The organism is Ruegeria sp. D7, from assembly GCF_056534355.1.
Genome location: NZ_JBQFPG010000011.1, coordinates 1 through 22,325, shown reverse-complemented (window position 1 = coordinate 22,325; position 22,325 = coordinate 1). Strand labels below are relative to the sequence as shown.

Sequence of the window (22,325 nt, the reverse complement as noted above, 5' to 3'; positions counted from 1 at the left end):
TGAGTGAAGTGGAATATCGGTGTGCCCACGACGTATACAGACCAGTTTTTTGTGCTCGATCCGGCCAATCCGGGTGCGAACGGAACCGTTGTTGGATCCACGCTGAACGTCGAGTTCTTTGATATCATCGATCAGAATGACGATGATCTGGTCAACCGGCTGAGCGGAGACTCGGTCGACGGATCTGATATCACTGCGTCTTACTTCGATGATATGGTGACGATCGAGTTGCCGGGTGGTGCGCAGGTTACATATACCGGCGTTACCTTCTACCTTGCTGACGGGCGCGAGGTTTTTACCCCAACAGACGGATCGGTTCTGCAGCAAGGCACGTTTGTTTCTTCTTCAGTCACCGATTTTAGCGATGATGGGGCTTCGTTTGGTTCGGTCGATATCGCCAACGGTGATCTCGGTCCGCCCTGCTTTACGCCCGGCACATTGATTAATACCCCCGATGGGCCCCGACCGGTCGAGGACCTGAAACTTGGAGATCTGGTTACGACCGTGGATAGCGGCGCTAAACCTGTGCTCTGGATTGGTCGGACCAAGGTAGCAGCCGAGGGTAAACTGGCCCCAATTCGGTTCGAGACAGGGATGTTCGGGCTCACGCGCCCTCTGCTTGTTTCGCCGCAGCACAGGATACTGATCGATGATTGGCGTGCACCCTACCTGTTTGGCCATGAAGAAGTTCTGATCGCTGCCCATTGTCTTGTGAACGGAACAACAGTCACGCGTGTCGAAGGGGGCGAGGTGGATTATATCCACATTCTGTTCCGGCGACATGAGATCGTGTTCGCCAATGGCGCCAAAAGTGAAAGCTACTACCCGGGACATGCACTGACCCAGGCCGAGCGTCGGACGCAAGCAGAAGTATTGGCCTTGTTCCCGGAGTTGGCGGCGCGCGGAGCAGCCTCAGTCAGAACTGCACGCCCGGTTGTGCGACCGCGCGACGGACAGATGTTGTCGAAATAATCCGTTTCAAATACGCCCTTCGCGGCGTATAGCAAGGCATGGCAAAAAAAGCAGTCCGCAAACCGCGCGGTAAGAAAAAGAGGGCGTCCAGATCAAACAAAACAACAGGCCCCATCGCTCGGATACGGCGCTGGGCCCTTCGTGTTGTTCTGGCGATGGTCGTGGCTTTTGTGTCTTTGGTTCTGATCTATTCAGTCGTGAACCCGCCGGTCACGCATACGATCTGGTCCGAGTGGCGTCGGCTTGGGAAGGTTGATCGCGAGTGGGTGCCGATCGAAGAGATTGCACCGATCATGGCGCGGTCGGTCGTAGCAGCCGAGGATGCCAACTTCTGCCTGCATTGGGGCTTTGATGTCGAAGCGATCCGCGATGCGCTGGAAGATGGCGGCAGCCGGGGTGCATCGACCATCACGCAGCAGGTGGTCAAGAATGTATTTCTCTGGCAAGGGCGCAGCTGGGTCCGCAAGGCGCTTGAAACCTCGATGACTCCGGTTGTTGAAATCGTCTGGAGCAAGCAGCGCATTCTCGAAGTGTATCTGAACGTCGCGGAAACCGGACAAGGGATCTTTGGCGTCGAGGCCGCGGCGCAGAAGTACTATGGGGTAAGTGCGGCAAAGATGTCTCCGACACAAGCGGCGCGTGTGGCGGCGATTCTGCCATCGCCGCGCAACCGGTCGGTTACGGATCCATCGGTGCGGACCCGCAGGCGTGCCGCGTCAATTCTGGATGGAGCGGCCACCATCCGCGCAGATGGACGCGCCGCGTGTTTCGAGGATTGAAACCCAGACCCCTCAGCGGCTAAAGCTTGAAGGGTACTCTACTGGTTCGAATGGAAGTTCATGGCGCGTCTGTTTCACGTTCCCCTCTCGCCCTATTGCCGCAAGGTTCGCCTGTCTTTGGCCGAAAAGAAGATCGAGGTTGAGCTGGTCGAAGAACGATACTGGGAACAGGACCCGGATTTTTTGCGCCGCAACCCGGCGGGTAAGGTTCCTGTGCTGCGACTGGATGGTCAGATCATGGCCGAGAGCGCCGCGATCTGCGAATATATCGAAGAGACCCGACCCGAGCCACCCTTGATGCCTAAAAAAGCCGAAGCACGTTATGAGGTGCGGCGTTTGGTAGGCTGGTTTGATGACAAGTTTCACCACGAGGTGACCTCAAAGCTACTCTATGAGCGGGTGAACAAGAAAGTAACGGGGCAAGGCTATCCGGACAGCAAGAACGTCAAGGAAGGCGCGCGCGCGATCAAGTATCATCTGGATTATATGGCCTGGCTGCTGGATCACCGTCGCTGGCTGGCCGGAGATCAGATGACATTGGCCGATTTCGCCGCGGCGGCGCATCTGTCGGCGCTGGATTACATTTCGGACGTAGATTGGAACCGAAGCTCTGCGGTGAAGGACTGGTACGCCAAGATCAAATCCCGCCCGGCGTTCCGCTCGATTCTGGCGGATCAGGTTCCGGGATTCCGGCCACCGCCACATTACGCGGATCTGGATTTCTGATAGATTGAGGGGTAGGGGGCTGTCCGCCCCCTCTTGGCCATTGGGCCAATTCATCCCCGAAGGTATTTTTGGCCAGATGAAGAGCGGATCGGAGTTGAAACAGCGGTTGGTGGAGCAAGCCTTGTCTGAGGGGTTTGTCGCCTGTCAGGTTTGTCGTCCTTGGGATGTGCCCCTTGTTCCCGAACGGTTGGATGCCTTTCTACAAGCCGGATATCATGGCCAGATGGGCTGGATGGCTGAGCGGGCTCATTGGCGCGGTGATCCGTCTGTGCTGTGGCCTGACGCGCGGTCGGTGATCATGCTTGCGGAGAGCTATACGCCCGAGCATGACCCGACTGCGGTGCTGGCGCATTCCAACTTGGGCGCCATTTCGGTTTATGCGCAGAACAAGGATTATCACGATCTGGTTAAGAAGCGCCTCAAACGATTGGCGCGCTGGCTGATTGCCGAGGGTGGTGGTGAAGTGAAGGTGTTTGTCGATACTGCTCCGGTGCCAGAGAAGGCGCTGGGGCAGGCCGCTGGGCTGGGGTGGCAGGGCAAGCATACCAATCTTGTCAGTCAGGATTGGGGAAATTGGGCCTTTTTAGGGTCTGTTTTCACAACTTTGGATTTGCCTGTGGATGGCGCTGAGGTCGACCATTGTGGCTCATGCCGCGCGTGTTTGACGGCCTGTCCGACCGACGCGTTTCCGGCACCGTATCAGTTGGATGCGCGGCGCTGTATTTCGTATCTGACCATCGAGCATAAGGGGCCGGTGGAGGAAGAGTTGCGCGCGCTGTTGGGCAACCGAATCTACGGCTGCGATGATTGTCTTGCGGCCTGCCCGTGGAACAAGTTTGCGGTCGCGGCCAGTGACCTTCGCTATGCGGCGCGGGAGGAGCTAAAGGCGCCTCCGTTGGCGGAACTGGCGCAGCTGGATGATACAGCATTCCGCGCGATGTTCTCGGGCTCGCCGATAAAGCGGATCGGCCGGAATCGGTTCGTGCGGAACGTGCTTTATGCGATTGGGAACTCAGCGGTGCCGGCGTTACTGCCGGTTGCACAGGCGCTGACCGATGATCCGGATCCGACCGTGGCTGATGCAGCGCGCTGGGCGGCATCCCGGTTGTCGTAAACAGGCTGGACGCGCCGCAGGAAAACGCTACACCCGGTTCTGGCGAACAGATGGAGGACCCGATGGCGTTGGCTTTGGGGGTGGATACGGGCGGAACCTATACGGATGCGGTGCTGATCCGGGATGAGCGCGAGGTGATCGCGTCGGCCAAATCGCTGACCACACGAGCGGATCTAGCGATTGGTGTGGGGCGCGCGGTTTCTGCTGTGCTAGAGACGGCTGATGTGTCTCCGGATCAGATTGGGATGGCATCGTTGTCGACAACGCTGGCCACCAATGCGTTGGTCGAAGGCCAGGGCGGGCGCGTGGCGTTGATCTATGTCGGGTTTCGGGAAAGCGACCTTGAGAAACACGGTCTAAGAGAGGCGTTGAAGGGCGATCCGGCTTTGGTTCTGGCCGGGGGGCACAACTATGCCGGGGGTCAGGTCGCCGAATTGGATGTTGCAGGGCTAGAGGCCTTTTTAGACTCACATTCAGGCATTTCCGGCTATGCGGTTGCGGCACAGTTCGCGACCAGGAATCCGGCGCATGAACTGGAAGTGGCGCGCGTGATTTCCGAGCGTACGGGAGTGCCGGTCACGTGCTCTCATCATCTGTCGGCCAAGCTGAATGGGCCAAAGCGTGCAGTGACCGCCGTGCTGAATGCACGATTGATCGGGATGATCGACCGCTTGATCGGGCGCGCGCAGGATCAGTTGCGCGCGCAGGGCATCACCGCCCCAATGATGGTTGTGCGCGGGGATGGCGCTTTGATGAGCGCCGAGCAGGCGCGGGAGCGTCCGATTGAAACGATCCTAAGTGGCCCTGCGGCCTCTATCGTTGGCGCGCGCTGGCTGACCGAAGCTGAGAACGCGCTGGTGTCCGATATCGGCGGGACCACAACCGACGTCGCGCTGATCAGAGATGGCAAACCTGCCATCGACCCCGCAGGCGCGCAGGTTGGCGGTTTCAGGACCATGGTTGAAGCGGTTGCGATGCGGACTCATGGTTTGGGCGGTGACAGTCAGGTGCATGTGGTGACCGAAGGCTTGGGCGGCGGTGTCTTCCTTGGGCCGCGTCGGGTGCTGCCGGTGTCGCTGATCGCAGCTGAGGCCCCGGATGTGGTACATGCGGCATTAGATGAGCAATTGCGAGCGACGACCGTAGGTGAACATGACACGAGGTTTGCCCGTCGTGTGTCGGGTATCCCCGCCGATGGGGTCGGGCCGCGTGAAACAGTGTTACTGGACCGGTTGGAGGATCGTGTTGTGCCGCTCAGCAGTCTGTTGCAAACCCGGATGGAGCATGGGGCACTGGGTCGTTTGGTGGATCGCGGGATCGTACAGGTCTCGGGTGTCACCCCTTCGGATGCCAGTCATGCTCTGGGGCGGCTTGCGGATTGGGACTGCTCAGCAGCGCTTAAGGCGCTGGAACTGATGGCGCGTAAGCGGGTTGGATCAGGGGACAAGCTGGCAGCATCGCCTGAAGCGCTGGCTCAGCTCATTGTCGATCAGTTGACCGAACAAACCTCATTGACCTTATTAGAGACTGCTTTTGCCGAGGAAAGCCATGGGTTTGACCAGCCTGCAAGAGATCTGGCCCGGCATGTTCTGACGCAGCGCGGGCTGGCGAAACACCGTGGGTTGTTGGCATTGGATGCCGCGCTGAATGTGGATGTAGTGGGCCTTGGGGCTTCGGCCCCCAGCTATTACCCGGCAGTCGGAGAGCGGTTGCATTGCAAGATGGTCCTGCCAAAGCATGCCGGTGTTGCAAATGCCATCGGTGCGGTTGTCGGGCGGCTGACCCTTCGGCGGGCCGGTTCAGTTACGTCCCCGGCCGAAGGCCGCTATCGGGTACATCTGGAAGAGGGGCCGCAGGATTTCTCGGACTCGAATTCCGCTCTACAGTTGCTTGAAGATGTGCTGCGCAACGAGGCTGAGGGCGCGGTGCGCCAAGCAGGTGCCGAGGATATACGCGTGACAGTCGACCGCGATATCCGCACCGCCAAGATTGAGGCGCAAGAAGTATTCGTCGAAGCGTTGATCACGGTTGAGGCGAGCGGACGACCTCGGGTGGCGGTCGGATAGCCCCGCAAGGGGCTATACCGCGCATATCATTCTGCCGCACTGGAGCGTTTTGGCAGCACCCAGTCCGGGCGCGGGAAATGGCAGGTGTATCCGTTGGGGATGCGCTCTAGGTAATCTTGATGCTCGGGCTCGGCTTCCCAGAAATCGCCGACGGGTTCGACTTCGGTCACCACATTGCCGGGCCAAATGCCGCTGGCGTTGACATCGGCAATTGTATCTTCAGCCACCTGTTTCTGGGCATCGTCCACATAGTAGATCGCCGAGCGATAACTCATTCCGCGGTCATTGCCCTGACGATTCAGGGTGGTCGGGTCGTGGATCTGGAAAAAGAACTCTAGCAGATCGCGATAGGTGATCTGGGTCGGGTCGAACCAGATTTCGATCCCTTCAGCATGGGTGCCGTGGTTGCGATAAGTTGCGTTTGGCACATCGCCACCGGTGTACCCGACGCGGGTGCGCGAGACGCCGGGCAATTTGCGGATCAGGTCCTGCATGCCCCAAAAGCAGCCTCCGGCCAGAACGGCGCGTTCATCGGTCATCAGATATCCTCCACATGGATCAGAAATTCGCCATACCCTTCGGCCTCCATCTCGTCGCGATGAATGAACCGCAGCGAGGCGGAATTGATGCAATAGCGTAGCCCGCCATGTTCGCGGGGGCCATCGGGAAACACGTGGCCCAGGTGGCTGTCGCCGTGTTTCGAGCGGACCTCGGTCCGGATCATGCCATGAGTGGTGTCGCGAAACTCTTCGACATGTTCATGTATGATTGGCTTGGTGAAACTGGGCCAGCCGCAGCCGGATTCGTATTTGTGGGTCGAGGCGAACAACGGCTCGCCCGAGACGATATCCACGTAGATGCCCGGTTCCTTGTTGTTCAACAGCTTGCCAGTGCCCGGGCGTTCGGTGCCGCTGCGCTGGGTGACGTGAAATTCTTCAGGTGAGAGGGCCGCAATGACCTCGGGGTCTTTGGTATAACGGGACATGGATCCTCCGGTGTTTGAATGATGATGTCCTATTTGGGCATAGATGCGTAGGAATCAAAACCATATTACAGCGCGCTCGCGGGTCTGTGCAGTTGATCCAAACGAATGCACAGCGCGTATGATTTATAACAGGAGGTGAAGTGATGTTCCGTATGGCTCTGTTGACTGCTCTGATCTTGTTGGGCAAAGCCCTTCAGGCGGCACCACTGACGGGCGAATTTTCATCAATCGATGGCGGGACATTATCACTGGAAGACTGGCGCTGACAGCCCGTGCTTGTGGTCAACACGGCGTCGCTTTGCGGCTTTACCGGACAATACGCAGCGTTGCAGGAGCTGCACGAAACATATGAAGTACGCGGGCTGGTGGTACTGGCGGTCCCGTCGAATTCGTTCAAACAAGAGCTGGCGTCGTCGAAAGAGGTCAAGAATTTTTGCGAACTAAATTATGACCTTACGCTTCCGATGACGGATATCACTCCAGTGAAAGGTTCGGATGCCCATCCGTTTTACCGAGCTGTTGCTGCGCAGACTGGCTTTGTCCCGAAATGGAACTTTAACAAAGTGCTTATTGGCCCCGAGGGTGAGGTCGTTGCCACCTATGGGTCAAGCACCAAGCCAAATGCGCCTAAATTGATAGATCAGGTCGAGGCGTTACTGCGCTGACCGGGTTCGCGCGACAGCTGTACGGCAAGAATTCCCAGCGTTGTGATCAGAACCCCCACCGCATCCAATGGGCCCAACTTCTCACCCAGTAAAATGGCGGCGATGGTCACGCCGAATACCGGGTTGAGGAAATGGAACGTTGCTGCACGGATCGGGCCGATGCGATCCAGTAGCAGGAACCAGATGAAAGTTGCCAGAAGGCCCGGGAATAGCGTGGTGTAGGTAAAAGCCAGCATAAAAGGCAGTGTGGCGTGGATATGAATAGACTCGAACACCGGGGCGGCGAGAAACAGCACCGCCGATCCGATAAGCATCTGCAGCCCAACCACCATCATGAAGTTACCGCCCGAAGTCGCCCCCCGAACAGCCAAGGTGGCAAAGGTCAGCGCCAGCGCCCCGATTCCGCAGAGCAGAACCCCGAACAGATCGACACCAGCGTTAATCCGGCTACCCATGATTAGCGCGACACCGACAAAACCTGCCAGCAAGCCGACGATGCCCAGCGGGCGTATCCGCTCACCCAATAGCAGCCAGCCGGCTAGGGCTACCAGCAGGGGCATAGTCGAGGCGATGATCGCCGCGACCGAAGCCTCGACTGTCTGCATCGCATAGAAGTTTAGACCCAAATAAAGGGCATTTTGGCAGATTCCGAACAGAATAGTGGCGCGCCATTGGTTGCGAGTCAGGCGCCAGCTTTGCCCCATGGCGCGTGCGATCGCCACGCCAATTAGTCCCGAAATCAGAAATCGCAGCGCCAACGAGAACAAAGGCGAGGCATCGGCAACGATGATCCGCGCCGAGCTGAAGGCCGAAGACCAGATGAGGGCGAAAACAAGCCCCATGGCGATGGCGCGCAGGTCCATTACGGCCTCCTGATGAAATTCGGGCGACTGTTCCTGATTTTAACATGAGCTGCAAGGACCCATTGCGTCGAATAGCGGGGTCGCCCGATAGTTGGCATCAATGAGCTTGCGCGCAATGAGAATGAGCAGAGCTTTTGTAGAAAAGCGCTGCTCATCATTATGATTCAGCTTGTCGCTTGATTCAGGCGAAAAAGCTAAGATCGTCCATCGAGAACCAACCCGCGTTCTCGACATGGTCATTGGTAATTTCACCTCCCGATGCAACGAACTCGACGTGATCAATATCGCGCCAGTCAAACTCGTGTGTGACGTGATCGAATGTCAGATCGACCTCTGCAGAGTGCACCAGCTCATCGCCATTATAGGCATTGATAGTGACTTGGTTTGCCCAGTTCGATTCAGGTATATACGTGGTGTCCGATCTGGAAGCATTGGCCAAGGAAACGCTGTTGAAGTTGAATTCTTCGCCATCGCTTTTCGAGAAGCCGACAGTTGCCCCCCAGGAATTGAACGCCTCCAGGTCGGGGTCGGGGTTTGAGCCACCGTATTCGTATGGGGTTAGAATACCATCAGTGTTGCTCTGCCCTTTGCTAACACTTGCAATAAATGCACCATTCAGCACCTGATCACTGTCATTGATGCGGGTTCCGTCATTGAAATCCAGCACGAACTCTTCAAGCGGGTCAGGCGCGGTCAGTTCCGGGAAGTATTGGAGCAAGGATTCAGGGATGTCCTCGACCTTTTTATACAAAGAAATCTCTTTCCCGCCTGCGTCTGGATAGCTGGTGACCTTCAATGCCCAAGAAGCACTGTCGTCCCCGTCCAGTTGCAGCACGTCAGAACGTTTTCCATCCGCATAAAGTGTAACGGTTACGTCCCCATTATCTTTCTCCAGCCGACGTTCCGAGATTTGTCCGTCCTGATAGGTGGTCGTGATCGAATCCCAGGATTTCGCTTCCAGCTCATCGGTCTGGCTGATGCTGACGCGCTGGCCATCTGACCAGACCTCGTGTTTCACGACTCCATTGTCATATGTCGTTGTCTTTCAGATTTCTTTCCACTGCCATCAAATGAGGTGCTGATGGTTTCCCACGACTTTATGTCGCTTCCGTCTGTCTGCGTTACGTTGCTATGCTGTCCGTCTGCCCACGTTTCCTGTTTGACAATTCCATTGTCATAGGTGGTCGTCCGTCCGGTTGTCTCTCCGTTGACATCGAAGAACGTGTCGATCCGATCCCAGGATTTGGTTTGTAGAAAGTCCTGAACAGTACTGAAATGACCGGGCGCGAAGGCTTCAACCGTCCGGGCACCATTATCGTTTGTTATCGTGCGGCCTACGATATTGCCCGACGCATCATAGCGTAGAACGATCTGGTCCCAGGGTTTTGCACCGTCTCCGAAAAACCCATCTTGGATGAGAATCTCATTCGGAACACCATTTTGAAAGGTCTCGGTCACGCGGATACTGTCTGGATAAACCGTTCCGCGTTCGGTCATTATGCCATTGGCGTCATAGTCAATGAACCGATTATCAAAGCCCAATGCCTCTTCTGTTCCGACATAAAATTCCTGACGCAAAACGCCGTCTTCGTAAGTCCCGAAGACCTCGTATCCGGCATCAAAAGTCGTCCGCGTTGCAACGACAACATCGTCTTCAATCGTGTATTGGATGCTTGCCCAGTCGAATTGATTTTCTGTATCGAATTCAGTGGTTTGATATCGTGCCAAAAATCGAGATTCCTCAATAATACTTCCCATTAAGCGAGTGGATGAGGAATATGACACAACTATGGCGATATCTGCAAAAACTCGATATTAATCAGATGTTTACATAGCTTATTCAGGCAAAAAAGGGCCGCCCGGTGGCGACCCCTTCGATCTTGCGATCTGTCTTCGGCGAATTAGCCGTTGACGCTGTCTTTCAGAGCTTTCGCGATGGTCATTTTGACCACTTTGTCGGCTTCTTTCTTGAACTGCTCGCCGGTGGCGGGGTTGCGCACCATGCGCTCGGGGCGCTCGCGGCAGTAGATTTTGCCAACGCCGGGCAGGGTGACGGCACCACCGGCCGAAACTTCGCGAGTGATCAGGCCGGTCATGGCCTCCAGCGCAGCATTTGCGGATTTCTTGTCAGTTCCCATTTCCTCAGCGAGAGCAGCCACCAGCTGAGTCTTTGTCATAGGCTTTGCCATTTCTTGGTCTCCTTAACGTGCCCGATCTATAGGGCCTCACCGCGTAACTGTAACGGGATATTGTGGCTGAACACAACGAATAGTAGCACTAAAAACCCCAAAAATAGGGGAAATTCGTTGCTTTTTTGCTTCAGAGAAAGGCCGTTTCGTCAAACGAACGCAATTTCCGGCTGTGTAACCGTTCCAGCGGCATGCCGCGCAAGTGCTCCATCGCCCGGATTCCGATCGCCAAATGACGACTGACCTGAGTGGTATAGAACGCCGAAGCCATGCCGGGAAGCTTTAATTCACCATGCAAGGGCTTATCCGAGACGCACAGCAAGGTGCCGTAAGGAACGCGGAACCGATAACCGTTGGCTGCGATTGTTGCACTTTCCATATCCAGCGCAATCGCACGGGACTGGCTGAGTCGTTGCACCGGGCCGGACTGATCGCGTAGCTCCCAATTGCGGTTATCGACCGAGGCGACTGTACCTGTTCGCATGATACGTTTCAGCTCGTAGCCTTCCAACTCGGTTACCTCGGCCACAGCCTGTTCCAGCGCGACCTGGACTTCGGCCAGCGGTGGGATCGGCACCCAGACGGGCAGGTCGTCGTCCAGCACTTTGTCCTCGCGCAGGTAGGCATGTGCCAGTACGAAATCCCCAAGCGCCTGCGTGTTGCGCAGACCGGCGCAGTGGCCGACCATCAACCAGGCGTGCGGGCGCAGAACCGCAATGTGGTCGGTGGCCGTTTTGGCATTCGATGGCCCGACGCCGATATTGACCAGCGTGATCCCAGACCCATCCGCGCGTTTCAGGTGGTAGGTTGGCATTTGCGGCAGTTTAAGGGGCTGTTCCAGTACGGCTTCGGCGTCCGTGATCTCAACATTCCCGGTCGAGACAAAGCTGGTATAGCCGCTGTCGGGATCAGCGAGTTGCGCCCGTGCGTAGCTCTCAAATTCCGAGACATAGAACTGATAGTTGGTGAACAGCACGTGGTTCTGGAAATGACCGGGGTCAGTCGCGGTGTAATGCGAAAGCCTTGCCAACGAATAGTCCACGCGCTGGGCCGTGAACAGCGCAAGGGGCCCGGCTTCGTTTTCCAGCTCGTGCACGCCATTCACGATATCGTCGTTTGTTGTATTCAGGTCCGGTACATCGAACGCATCGCGCAGAGTGAACCCAGCTGCACCCTGATGCGGGACAACCAGATCCGGGTTATTGGCGACAGCGAAATGGACCGGGATCGGCGTTTCCGAAGCTCCGATTGTGACCGGTTGATCGTGGTTCTTGATCAAAAGCGCGATCTGCTGGGTCAGGTAGGACCGGAACAGATCGGGGCGCGTCACTGTCGTGGCGTGCGTGCCCGGCTCGGACACGTGACCGAAGCTCAGCCGGCTGTCGACCTGCGCGTAAGACGAGGTCCTGATCCGGATTTCGGGGTAGAACGCCCGAAACCTTTCGGTAGGAGCGCCGTTCTTAAGTGCATTTGCAAACCTATCGCACAGGAATTTTGTCGCCTGTTCATAGAGCTCTTCCAAACGTGCGACAGCTGCAAGCGGATCGCTAAATTTCTCGGGGTTGGGAACGTCAGGTGTTCGGATAGTAGTCATGCAAGGGGTTCCAGAAGGTCGATCTTTTCGAATGTACGTACGTCCACCAGCCCAAGGTCCGAGATCCGCAGTTCAGGAATCACAACCAGGGCCAGCAGAGAATGCTGCATATATGCGTTGTTAAGCTGACAGCCGCAGGTCTTCATCGCCTCGACCATTTGTTCTGCTTTGGCGGCAACCTCAGTCGCTGGGTTGTCGGACATCAGGCCTGCGATCGGCAGTTCCACCAAGGCCAGTTCCTCGCCATCGCGAAAGATTGTGATGCCTCCGCCCACTTCGGCCAGCCTGTTCGCTGCCAGCGCCATCTGTTCACGGTCGGTGCCGACAACAATCATATGGTGGCTGTCATGCGCAACGGTCGAGGCCATGGCCATTTTGCCTTGATACCCAAAGCCCGAGACAAAGGCGTTGGTCACACCTCCGGTAGCGCGATGCCGTTCGACCAATGCGATTTGGCACACATCGCCTTCGCCTTCAACAAGCCCTTCGATAATCGGTAGCTCGGATTTCAACGCTTGCGTTGGAGCTTGGTTTTCAACCACCCCGATCACGTTGGCCGTGACACGGTTCGCTCCGGCAGGGGCTGCGATTTCAAAGTCTGTCGAGGTCAGCGCATGCCCTAGGTGTACTGTATTTCGCGCCTTAGCGGGCCAGTTCAGATGCGGGCATTCGACCGTTACCGTCCCGTTTTCAGCCACAATCTGACCGCGCGCGACCACGGTTTCGATCGGAAGCTCTACCAGATCAGAACTCAGGATAATGTCAGCGCGCCGCCCGGGTGTGATCGAGCCGATCTCGCGTTCCAATCCAAAATGGGTCGCCGTGTTGATCGTCGCCATTTGCAGCGCAACCAGAGGATCGCAACCGCAGGCTATCGCATGCCGTACCACGCGGTTCATATGGCCATAGTTGACCAGTGTGCCCGAATGACAGTCATCCGTGCACAGAATGAAGTTCCTCGGGTCCAGCCTTTTCTCTGTCACTGCGGTGATCTGGCTTTCTACATCATACCAAGCCGATCCCAGCCGCATCATAGACCGCATCCCCTGACGGACCCGAGCTATCGCGTCTGCCTCGCAGGTGCCCTCATGGTCATCAGCAGGGCCGCCGGCGACATATGCCGCGAAATCAGACCCTAAATCAGGCGAAGCATAGTGCCCGCCAACAATTTTCCCGGCGCGCTGTGTGGCTGCGATCTCTGCCAACATTTTCGGATCGCCATGAATGACACCGGGAAAGTTCATCATCTCGCCCAGTCCGATGATACCGGGCCAAGACATCGCCTCGGCCACATCCTCGGCGGTGATCTCATACCCTGTGGTCTCAAGCCCCGGTGCTGAGGGTGCACAGGACGGCATCTGGGTGAAGATGTTCACCGGCTGCATTAGTGCTTCGTCATGCATCAGGCGCACGCCTTCCAACCCCATCACGTTTGCGATCTCATGCGGGTCGGTGAACATCGATGTTGTGCCATGCGGAATGACTGCGCGGGCAAATTCTGCCGGGGTCAACATGCCCGATTCGATATGCATATGCGCATCGCATAACCCCGGCACCAAATAGCGACCGTGCGCCTCGATGATCTGAGTCTCAGGACCGATACAATGCGCGGCGTCCGGCCCCACAAAAGCAACGCGCCCCGCAGCGATCGCCACGTCATGGTCAGGCAGGGTTTCGCGGCTATGCACATTGACCCAGACGCCGCCACGGATCACCAAATCGGCAGCCTCGCGGCCAGCAGCAACAGCAATGAGACGAGGGGCGGTATCGGGCCAACTTGGGAAGGGAGTGTATTCCATGGCCCAACTTTCCCGAATGCGGCGCAAGGTGCAACCCCCACTATTAAGGTATCATGGAATCATCACAAAACCTGCCATCCGCAGCGCGCCAGCGCTGCCACGCCCAACCAGAGGAGATGCCCAAAGGGCATCAAAGATGGGCGGGAGCGACCCGCGATTAGTTGTGGCGATCGGCTTCAATCTCTGCGCGCAGCCAGTCGACAAACGCCAACGCGCCCGGCGTTTCCTCGGCTTGGGGCGATAGCAATAGATAATAGGCCTCAGGCATTGCGGCGCGATGGATGAACGGCGCGATCAGGCGGCCTTCTTCAATCAACCGTTTTGCGATCATGTCGTGGGCTAAACACAAGCCTCCTCCGGCCATCGCAACTGACAGGCTGACCAGATAGGTCGTCGAATAGGTTACCTTGGGTTTTTGCCAAGTTAGACTCTGATCTGAGATCCAACTCTCCCAATTCGACAACAAATTTGAACAGTCGAACAGGGGCTGTTCCTGCAGGGTTTCCAGCGTCACCGGGAAATCGGGGGCACAGACAGGATAATAGTGATCTGTTCGCAGCAATTCCGTGCGCACCGTATCGGCCGGGCGCAGCGAATAGCGGATTTCCACCGCCGCGCCTTCGGCCATTTCGCGAGGCTCCCATAGTTCGGTGAAGATGTTCAGATGTACATCCGGATGCAGTGCCCGAAACCGGGGTAGGCGCGGAGCCAGCCAGTTGACGGCAAATGTGATATTGCTCTGGACCTGAACTGCGTTTTGTTGTGCGCCCGTGACGGCTTGTGTCCCCCTTACCAGAGTTCGAAAGGCTTCGCGAACGACCGGCAGATAGGTGATACCAGCTTCGGTCAGCTCCAATGCACGCGGGCGACGTAGGAATAATGGCTGACCCAGATAGCCCTCTAGTGATTTGATTTGCTGGCTGACTGCGCTTTGCGTCATGTTCAAATCCCGCGCCGCCCCGGTGAATGATAAATGACGGGCTGCAGCTTCAAATGTGCGCAGCCAGCCGAGCGGAGGAAGTGATTTCTGCATGCTTATAACTCTGCCAGTAGTTTTACTAATGAACTAGGCTTGTTTTTTTCGTTGGTCAAACGTTTGCGGCGAAGGCACGATTTCCAGAAATCGAATACCCCGCGAAGGAGCCCGGCATGAGCGTTACAAACCTGCGTCCCAACATCGATCATTGGTCCGAACGCGTGGAGATGGCCGCCGCATTCCGCTGGACCGAACGGTTGAACATGCATGAAGGGGTGGCGAACCATTTCAGCCTCGCGGTGAATGAAGACGGCACGCAGTTCCTGATGAATGCCAACCAGATGCATTTTGCGCGTATCAAGGCGTCAAATCTGCTGCTGCTTGATGCCAATGACAAAGATGTCATGGATCAGCCCGGCGCACCGGACCCAACGGCTTGGGGGCTGCACGGATCGATCCACCGCCATTGCCCACATGCGCGCTGCGTGATGCACGTGCATTCGATTTTTGCGACGGTTCTTGCCTCGCTGGCAGACAGCACCTTACCGCCGATCGATCAGAACACCGCAACTTTCTTCAATCGCTACGTAATCGATGAAGAATTCGGAGGTCTGGCTTTTGAAAACGAAGGTGAGCGCTGTGCCGCGATGCTGTCGGACCCGAAAAAGAAAGTCATGATCATGGGCAACCACGGGGTTTTGGTGATCGGCGACAGTCCGGCAGATGCCTTTAACAGACTCTATTATTTTGAACGCGCCGCAGAAACGTACATTCGTGCTCTTCAAACCGGGCAACCTTTGCGCGTTCTGTCCGATGAGATTGCTGAGAAAACCGCGCAAGAGCTTGATGAATATCCCGGTCAGGCCGAAGCACATTTACGCGAAATCAAATCTGTTCTGGATGCCGAAGGCTCGGATTACGCAACCTGAAGCGCACTGTTAGGAGTTTCAGCCATGACCGATATACATGATGCAGAAGCCGCCCGATGGAATTACCGCCCCGAAGGGCCCGTCGGTTTGAACCCTTTGTTCAACTGGCCGCCGCGTCCTGCGGCTATCCTGAACTGGTACAAAGGGGCTTGGCTTCCCCTTACGTCGCTGACGCTTTGCATGGTGATGGCTTTTGCCGCCTATTTCGTGTTTTTACCTCCATTAGAGACCATGCAGAGTTTCGCGCCCGGCTGGATGTTCCGTATTTGGCTGCTGAACATGGTGCCTCAGATCATGATAGCAGGAGGTCTGCATTGGTGGCTTTACATGCGCAAAGGGCAGGGCATGTACAAGAAATTCGACCGGCGTGATCTGACACGTGACAATGGGCCGTTTACCTTTCGAAATCAGGTTTTGGATAACATCTGGTGGACGCTGGGAAGTGCGATGACTGTGGCGACGGTCTATCAGTGGCTGATCTACTGGGCCATGGCGAATGGCTATGCGCCAGTGATAACCTGGGCCGTGGCCCCCGTTTGGTTCGTGATCTGGATGCTTTTCATCCCGATGTGGTCAGGGCTTCATTTCTACTGGGTGCACCGATTGGAACATCACCCGAAACTCTACAAGCACGTTCATGCTGTGCACCATCGTAACGTCAATATCGGACCATGGTCGGGAATATCGAACCACTGGTATGAAAACCTTCTCTATTTCACCACCTACTTCATCCATCTGATTGTACCCTCGCATCCGCTGCATCTGCTGTTTCACGCCTACTTCCAGCAGATCAGCCCGGTACTGTCTCACTCGGGTTTCGAAAAGCTGAAGGCTGGTGAAACGGATGCCGCGCGGGCAGGGGACTTCTTCCACCAGCTTCATCACCGGTATTTCGAGTGTAACTACGGCACATCCGAGATTCCGTTCGACAAGTGGTTCGGCACTTATCACGATGGTTCAGCCGAGGCGACAACGCGGACACGGGCTTTCAAGAAGCAGATGTATACTTAGATCACTAGGGCGTTCTGCCCCGCCGAGTTCTGCATAGGTCCGTATATGACCTACGCAGAGCTTTGGTCAGGTTTTCTCAAACAACGCGATCAAAGCGACGTCATCTTTGTTAGGGCCGGCAGCAAGATCGCCATAAATCCGGACCTGCGTTAACGATAAGTCTCTGATCTGATCCGCTTCGAGGCGGCGGAAGGTATCGGCGAACCCGAGCGCCTCAAAGTGTTTTGCGTTGATCGACAGGGCGAACTGCGCACCGTGGCGTGCGACGCGCAAGAGCGCTGGCAAAACTTCTGGCCCAAGATGGCCATGGGTGAACGTTCCGGACGAGACGACACCGGCATAGCTGCCGCGCGGAACCGGCAGGCCCTGATTGAGATCGGCTTCGATCGCGTCGCGATAGATATCCTTGCGCATCGCCTCGTCCAGCATTTCGGCGCTGATATCGGTGGCGTCGATCGGACCCACGCCCAACCCGGCCAGAATAGCTCCGCATAACCCCGTGCCCGCGCCTACATCCAATACCGGGCCTTGTCCGCCTGCACCCACAAAAGCGCGCGCCGTGTGGATGTGGAGTTGATAGTCCTCAAGCGCTGCGAAACTGTCGTCATATTCCCCTGCCCATTCCGCATAAAGGCGCTTGTTCTCCTCGGGCGATTTCAGGGAGTAGGCTGCGTGCAAGTCAGGTGTCTTTTTGGTCATTTCTCAATGAATGCGCATCAGAGGATTCGAATCAAGTGCGTCCATCCGGCGCTTGCATCCACGTGCCGGGCAGATCATCAAAGGGACCATGACACAGACACTATTCTCCTTCGGCCACGGCTATTCTGCCCGAGCGATATCGAGGCAACTGGATCCAACCACATGGCGGGTCATCGGAACCACGCGTGATTCCCAGCAACTTGAGACAATCCGCGACTCGGGCGCCGAGCCTTGGGTCTGGCCGGGGGATCGGCCTGATCTGGATGGGGTGACGCATCTGCTTGTCTCTACAGCACCCACAGCCGATGGTGATCCGGTGCTGGCGGAATTGAAGGATGAGATCGCCGCGCGGATCGGACAGTTCAAATGGGTCGGCTACCTGTCGACCACAGCCGTTTACGGGGATCACCAGGGAGGCTGGGTGGATGAGACGACGCCCGCCACACCGACGGCTGAACGTGGCCGTTGGCGCGTGCGTGCCGAGGAGCAATGGGGCGGCATTCCGGGCCTGCCCTTGCATATCTTCCGACTGGCAGGGATTTACGGGCCGGGTCGCGGGCCGTTTTCAAAGCTGAAACGCGGAGGGTTGCGGCGGATCATCAAGCCGGGCCAGGTATTTTCGCGCATTCATGTTGACGACATCGCACAAGTTTTGATCGCGTCGATGGCCAAACCCAATCCGGGTGCGATCTATAATGTCTGTGATGATGAACCGGTGCCTCCGCAGGACGTGATCGGCTATGCCGCCGAGTTGCAAGGTCTGCCGATGCCACCTGCGGTTCCGTTTGATGAGGCTGATCTGACTCCGATGGCGCGCAGTTTCTATAATGAGAACAAGCGCGTTCGGAATGATCGGATCAAGGATGAACTGGGCGTCTCATTGCTCTATCCGAACTACCGTGTAGGGTTGGAAGCACTGATGCAGCATCAGAAGGATGCCACTTGATCGCCGCGCCTTGCCAAGAAACCGGCACGGATTGTATGGGATTTCGATGAAAGACCGCTCTGTCCCGCTGAACATTACCGTTTCGACCCTGACCCGGCAGCGGCCCGAGATGCTGGCCGCTTTGGTTCGAAGCTGGGGAGAGATGAAGCTGCCGCCCGACTGCTCGGTGCGATGTTTGGTGGTGGAAAACGACAGCTCAGCGCTCAGCGAAGGTACCGTGCAGGCAGTAGGGGAGAAGCTGCCTAATGGAGCAAGTCTGAACTATGTCCTTGAGACCGAACTCGGCATCCCGTTCGGACGCAACCGAGCCGCGCGCGAAGCGTTGGAGAATGGCTCGGATCTGCTCTGTTTTGTCGATGATGACGAGGTGGTGGCGGTCGATTGGCTTGAACGGTTGGTCGCCGGGTATCGCAACAGCTCTGCCGTGCTACTGGGCGCTCCGCTTCGTGCGGCGGGGCCATCGGGGCAGGAGACCGCGATTCAGCGGCTGATGTTGCGCAATATCAGCAACCGTTACCTCGACAAGGAAAACGCAGCCGCCAAGAAAGCCACGCTGAACGATACGGGCGGCGTGACCATTGTGACCAACAATTGGCTGGGCGAGACACGTCTGTTCAGCGAAACCGGCCTTTGGTTCGATGAAACCATGCGGATGACCGGGGGGACGGATGCAAAGTTCTATGCCGAGACCGTTGCTGCAGGCTTACCGGTCGGCTGGGTGCCCGACGCTTTTGTGTACGAGACCATTCCTCCCGAAAGGTTGTCATTCTGGTATCAGACCGCCCGGGGAAGGGACCAGTCCAACACCCATATGCGCCGTAAGCTTGATCAGAAGCCAACAAAGGCGATCTTGGGGTTTTTGAGCACCCCCTTCCGCTTGTTGGCGCTGTTAGGGGCAATCCTTCTGTTTCCGTTCCAACCAGATCGGCGATTGATCCAGATCGCCCGAACGGTTGGGTGGCTTGTCGGGGTATTGGGAATTCCCTTCGGCTATAAATCGGCCCTTTATAAGAAGGTCAGTGGCCACTGAATCTGGGCCGGTCAATCCGTTTTGCGCTAGACTCAGTTCAGTCGTTTCATGCGCGGCCATCATCGGAAGTTTATTTGCGTCCACTCTCTCTTGTGCCCGACTTGCGAGGCACGGTGAAGCTTGGTGGTGCAATCGCAATCACGCGCTTCAGGGTCAGGCTGCGCGCAGATGTTCAAGTGATAGCTCTGGATTATCAATATCATCAAAAAACAAAACTTATATGAATGGCTTGGATTTGCTAAATCTACATCCAAACAGAAAGAACGAGTCGTTAATGCTATTTCCTACAATGAAGGCAGGGCCGATCTGCGCGATCCCGCGTAACGCCCATTCCAAGGACGAGCGCAAAAACACTCAAGACCCCTGTTTCTCGTTTCAAAGTTAACCGCGCGACGCACACATCTAGCCAGGACTGGAGATCGATATGGACGGAAGTGATACCCCCAACATGGGCAAATGCCCGGTAATGCATGGCGCCGAGGCCCGGTCCAACCGGGATTGGTGGCCGAACCAACTGAACCTGTCGATTCTGCACCAGCATAGCCCTGCATCGAACCCGATGGGCGAGACATTCGACTATGCCGAAGAGTTCAAGAAGCTCGACCTGAAGGCACTGAAGGAAGACCTGTATGCGCTGATGACAGATTCGCAAGATTGGTGGCCCGCAGATTATGGTCACTATGGCGGTTTGTTCATTCGTATGGCCTGGCACGCAGCGGGCACCTACCGCACGGCAGATGGCCGCGGTGGCGCATCGACCGGCAATCAGCGGTTCGCGCCTCTGAACAGCTGGCCGGACAATGGCAACCTGGACAAGGCGCGCCGTCTGCTTTGGCCGATCAAGCAGAAGTACGGCAACCAGATCTCGTGGGCTGACCTTTACATATTGGCGGGCAACTGCGCGATCGAATCCATGGGCGGTACGACCTTTGGATTCTCCGGTGGTCGCGAAGACATCTGGGCACCTGAGGAAGACATTTATTGGGGTGCCGAGACCGAATGGCTGGCCCCAACTGAGAACCCGCACAGCCGCTATTCGGGCGAACGTGATCTGGAAAACCCGTTGGCCGCTGTGCAAATGGGTCTGATCTATGTGAATCCCGAAGGTCCAGATGGTCAGCCAGATGCCTTGGCTTCAGGTCGCGATATTCGCGACACCTTTGGCCGAATGGCGATGAATGACGAAGAAACCGTTGCTTTGGTTGCGGGTGGTCACACCTTTGGTAAGGCCCACGGCGCCGGTGATCCCAGTCTTGTCGGTCCCGAACCCGAGGCCGCCCCGATGGAGGCGATGGGCTTTGGCTGGATCAACGACTTTGGCAGCGGCAAGGGTGATGATACCACCACCAGCGGCATCGAGGGTGCCTGGACCGCAAACCCGACCAAGTGGGACAACGGCTACTTCGACCTGCTGTTTGGCTACGACTGGAACCTGACCAAGAGCCCAGCGGGCGCGTGGATCTGGGAACCTGTTGGGGTCAAGGAAGAGGACATGGCCCCGGCAGCGGGTGATCCATCGAAAAAGGTCAAGACTATGATGACCACCGCCGACATGGCGATGCGCATGGACCCGATCTATGGCCCGATCTCGAAGCGCTTCCACGAAAACCCGGACGAATTTGCCGATGCCTTTGCTCGCGCGTGGTTCAAACTAACCCACCGCGACATGGGTCCGCGTGCGCGTTATCTTGGAGCCGAGGCTCCCAGCGAAGAGCTTATTTGGCAAGACAACGTCCCGGCCGTCGATCACGCGCTTATTGACGACGCTGATGTAGCCGATCTGAAAGCCAAGATACTCGCGACGGGATTGTCTATCTCAGATCTGGTGTCGACCGCATGGGCTTCGGCCTCGACCTTCCGGGGATCGGATATGCGTGGCGGTGCCAACGGTGCGCGCGTTCGTCTGGCCCCGCAGAAGGATTGGGAGGTCAACGAACCGCTGAAACTGTCCAAGTCGCTGGATGCGCTGGAAGGCGTTCAGAAAGCGTTCAATGACGCACAGTCTGGTGGCAAGAAGGTCTCATTGGCCGATCTCATTGTCTTGGGTGGTGGTGCTGCCATCGAAAAGGCAGCCAAGGCCGCAGGTCATGACGTTGATGTTCCCTTTAGCCCCGGCCGCACCGATGCTTCGCAAGAGCAGACGGATGTCGAGTCTTTCGCGGTGATGGAACCGATAGCGGACGGTTTCCGCAACTACCTGCACAAGGAATACTCGGTTCCGGCCGAGGCCCTGCTAGTGGACAAAGCGCAACTGTTGACGCTGTCGGCACCGGAGATGACTGCGCTTGTAGGTGGGATGCGTGTGCTGGGCACAAACTTTGACGGAACTTCTCATGGTGTGCTGACCGAACGGGTCGGCACGCTCAGCACCGATTTCTTCGTGAACCTGCTGGATATGGGCACCGAATGGAAACCATCCGGTGACGGCGTCTATGAAGGCCGCGACCGCGCAAGTGGTGACGTGAAGTGGACAGGTACCCGCGTGGATTTGGTCTTTGGGTCGAACTCGCAGCTGCGGGCACTGGCTGAGGTCTATGGTCAGGACGACGCAGGTGGCAAATTTGTCTGCGATTTCATCTCGGCCTGGAACAAGGTGATGAACGCGGATCGTTTTGATCTGAAGTAACCCTATAACCATCGCAGTAAATTGCGCCGCCCGAGGAGAGTCGGGCGGCGTTTTCATGCGCCTGACTCAGGGCGCGTACCAAGCATTGGGTACGATTCCGCCGAGAGACTGTTCTTTCTCTTTCTATAAACCTCCTTTTTGTGAGTTCTCGGGAGGATTTGTTAAGCTAACCTGTTGTTTTTATTAAGGTGAAGAAGAAGGTGGTCGGAAATGTGAAGTTTTTTCAAATTGGGGGTTGCAGGTCCCAGACCTAATCCGTAAATACCCCTTCACCGGCGCTGCTGAGGTGCTGGGACGCGGTGGAAGCTGCGGAGACGCTCGGGAGAGACTGGGGGCATCTGAGGTTTTTGATTGGG

The 22,325-nt window shown here is 56.8% G+C and carries 22 protein-coding genes; 12 read left to right on the top strand and 10 right to left on the bottom strand.

Annotated elements, in window-relative coordinates; translation table 11 throughout:
* Window positions 1-3: 3 nt before the first annotated feature.
* From ACRZ9U_RS15185 to ACRZ9U_RS15165, 5 genes are all read left to right on the top strand, one after another.
* Entirely contained in the window at window positions 4-972 is a 969-nt protein-coding gene (locus ACRZ9U_RS15185; protein ID WP_480902284.1) for a Hint domain-containing protein, read from the top strand.
* Between the two features lie 38 nt (window positions 973-1,010).
* Window positions 1,011-1,751: a monofunctional biosynthetic peptidoglycan transglycosylase gene (gene mtgA, locus ACRZ9U_RS15180; RefSeq protein ID WP_170399165.1), complete on the top strand. Its 741-nt coding sequence runs from the start codon at window positions 1,011-1,013 to the stop codon at window positions 1,749-1,751.
* Window positions 1,752-1,811: 60 nt separating this feature from the next.
* Entirely contained in the window at window positions 1,812-2,477 is a 666-nt protein-coding gene (gene fzlA / locus ACRZ9U_RS15175) for an FtsZ-binding protein FzlA (protein ID WP_170399162.1), read from the top strand.
* 76 nt (window positions 2,478-2,553) lie between these two features.
* Window positions 2,554-3,591 (top strand): tRNA epoxyqueuosine(34) reductase QueG, encoded by a 1,038-nt coding sequence (gene queG, locus ACRZ9U_RS15170; RefSeq protein ID WP_170408744.1) that lies wholly within the window; start codon window positions 2,554-2,556, stop codon window positions 3,589-3,591.
* A gap of 62 nt (window positions 3,592-3,653) precedes the next feature.
* Window positions 3,654-5,657, top strand: coding sequence for a hydantoinase/oxoprolinase family protein (locus ACRZ9U_RS15165; protein ID WP_170408743.1), 2,004 nt, complete (start codon window positions 3,654-3,656; stop codon window positions 5,655-5,657).
* A gap of 26 nt (window positions 5,658-5,683) precedes the next feature.
* Here ACRZ9U_RS15165 and msrA read toward each other — a convergent pair whose 3' ends face one another.
* A complete protein-coding gene (gene msrA / locus ACRZ9U_RS15160) occupies window positions 5,684-6,196 on the bottom strand; it encodes a peptide-methionine (S)-S-oxide reductase MsrA (RefSeq protein WP_170408742.1) in 513 nt (170 codons plus the stop codon).
* On the bottom strand, window positions 6,196-6,642 hold the full coding sequence (msrB, locus tag ACRZ9U_RS15155) for a peptide-methionine (R)-S-oxide reductase MsrB (RefSeq protein ID WP_170399151.1): 447 nt from the start codon (window positions 6,640-6,642) through the stop codon (window positions 6,196-6,198). The genes msrA and msrB overlap by 1 nt, the downstream gene beginning before the upstream one ends.
* Before the next feature lie 143 nt (window positions 6,643-6,785).
* Here msrB and ACRZ9U_RS15150 point away from each other — a divergent pair, with 143 nt between their 5' ends.
* Entirely contained in the window at window positions 6,786-6,908 is a 123-nt protein-coding gene (locus ACRZ9U_RS15150) for a hypothetical protein (protein ID WP_480902281.1), read from the top strand.
* A 6-nt stretch (window positions 6,909-6,914) separates the two neighbouring features.
* Window positions 6,915-7,307, top strand: a complete 393-nt coding sequence (locus ACRZ9U_RS15145) for a glutathione peroxidase (protein ID WP_480902278.1) — start codon at window positions 6,915-6,917, stop codon at window positions 7,305-7,307.
* Here ACRZ9U_RS15145 and ACRZ9U_RS15140 read toward each other — a convergent pair.
* The 7 genes from ACRZ9U_RS15140 to ACRZ9U_RS15110 form a co-directional block, all read right to left on the bottom strand.
* On the bottom strand, window positions 7,283-8,170 hold the full coding sequence (locus tag ACRZ9U_RS15140) for a DMT family transporter (protein ID WP_170399146.1): 888 nt from the start codon (window positions 8,168-8,170) through the stop codon (window positions 7,283-7,285). The genes ACRZ9U_RS15145 and ACRZ9U_RS15140 overlap by 25 nt on opposite strands.
* Window positions 8,171-8,351: 181 nt before the next feature.
* Window positions 8,352-9,188 carry a hypothetical protein gene (locus ACRZ9U_RS15135; RefSeq protein WP_480902275.1) on the bottom strand — a complete coding sequence of 279 codons (837 nt, stop codon included), beginning with the start codon at window positions 9,186-9,188 and terminating at the stop codon, window positions 8,352-8,354.
* Window positions 9,185-9,898 (bottom strand): hypothetical protein, encoded by a 714-nt coding sequence (locus tag ACRZ9U_RS15130; RefSeq protein ID WP_170408740.1) that lies wholly within the window; start codon window positions 9,896-9,898, stop codon window positions 9,185-9,187. The genes ACRZ9U_RS15135 and ACRZ9U_RS15130 overlap by 4 nt, the downstream gene beginning before the upstream one ends.
* A 173-nt stretch (window positions 9,899-10,071) precedes the next feature.
* Entirely contained in the window at window positions 10,072-10,359 is a 288-nt protein-coding gene (locus ACRZ9U_RS15125) for an HU family DNA-binding protein (RefSeq protein ID WP_010442901.1), read from the bottom strand.
* A 130-nt stretch (window positions 10,360-10,489) separates the two neighbouring features.
* The gene (locus tag ACRZ9U_RS15120; protein ID WP_170399140.1) at window positions 10,490-11,953 is read right to left on the bottom strand and encodes an AMP nucleosidase; all 1,464 of its coding nucleotides are present in this window, start codon (window positions 11,951-11,953) and stop codon (window positions 10,490-10,492) included.
* Complete coding sequence (gene ade / locus ACRZ9U_RS15115; protein WP_170408739.1) at window positions 11,950-13,752, bottom strand: adenine deaminase; 1,803 nt, start codon at window positions 13,750-13,752, stop codon at window positions 11,950-11,952. Before ade ends, ACRZ9U_RS15120 begins: the two co-directional genes overlap by 4 nt.
* Window positions 13,753-13,909: 157 nt before the next feature.
* Window positions 13,910-14,785: a LysR family transcriptional regulator gene (locus tag ACRZ9U_RS15110; RefSeq protein WP_170408738.1), complete on the bottom strand. Its 876-nt coding sequence runs from the start codon at window positions 14,783-14,785 to the stop codon at window positions 13,910-13,912.
* Window positions 14,786-14,901: 116 nt separating this feature from the next.
* Between ACRZ9U_RS15110 and ACRZ9U_RS15105 the strand changes: the two genes are divergently transcribed.
* Both ACRZ9U_RS15105 and ACRZ9U_RS15100 read left to right on the top strand, forming a co-directional pair.
* Window positions 14,902-15,657, top strand: coding sequence for a class II aldolase and adducin N-terminal domain-containing protein (locus ACRZ9U_RS15105; RefSeq protein WP_170408737.1), 756 nt, complete (start codon window positions 14,902-14,904; stop codon window positions 15,655-15,657).
* Between the two features lie 24 nt (window positions 15,658-15,681).
* Window positions 15,682-16,668 (top strand): sterol desaturase family protein, encoded by a 987-nt coding sequence (locus tag ACRZ9U_RS15100; RefSeq protein ID WP_170408736.1) that lies wholly within the window; start codon window positions 15,682-15,684, stop codon window positions 16,666-16,668.
* A gap of 66 nt (window positions 16,669-16,734) precedes the next feature.
* On the opposite strand, the gene ACRZ9U_RS15095 is transcribed toward ACRZ9U_RS15100, so the two are convergent.
* On the bottom strand, window positions 16,735-17,367 hold the full coding sequence (locus ACRZ9U_RS15095) for a class I SAM-dependent DNA methyltransferase (RefSeq protein WP_170408735.1): 633 nt from the start codon (window positions 17,365-17,367) through the stop codon (window positions 16,735-16,737).
* Window positions 17,368-17,455: 88 nt separating this feature from the next.
* Here ACRZ9U_RS15095 and ACRZ9U_RS15090 point away from each other — a divergent pair, with 88 nt between their 5' ends.
* From ACRZ9U_RS15090 to katG, 3 genes are all read left to right on the top strand, one after another.
* A complete protein-coding gene (locus ACRZ9U_RS15090) occupies window positions 17,456-18,313 on the top strand; it encodes an SDR family oxidoreductase (RefSeq protein ID WP_170408734.1) in 858 nt (285 codons plus the stop codon).
* A 46-nt stretch (window positions 18,314-18,359) separates the two neighbouring features.
* Complete coding sequence (locus ACRZ9U_RS15085) at window positions 18,360-19,343, top strand: glycosyltransferase (RefSeq protein WP_170408733.1); 984 nt, start codon at window positions 18,360-18,362, stop codon at window positions 19,341-19,343.
* Between the two features lie 424 nt (window positions 19,344-19,767).
* On the top strand, window positions 19,768-21,969 hold the full coding sequence (gene katG, locus ACRZ9U_RS15080) for a catalase/peroxidase HPI (RefSeq protein WP_480562869.1): 2,202 nt from the start codon (window positions 19,768-19,770) through the stop codon (window positions 21,967-21,969).
* The last annotated feature ends 356 nt before the right edge of the window (window positions 21,970-22,325 follow it).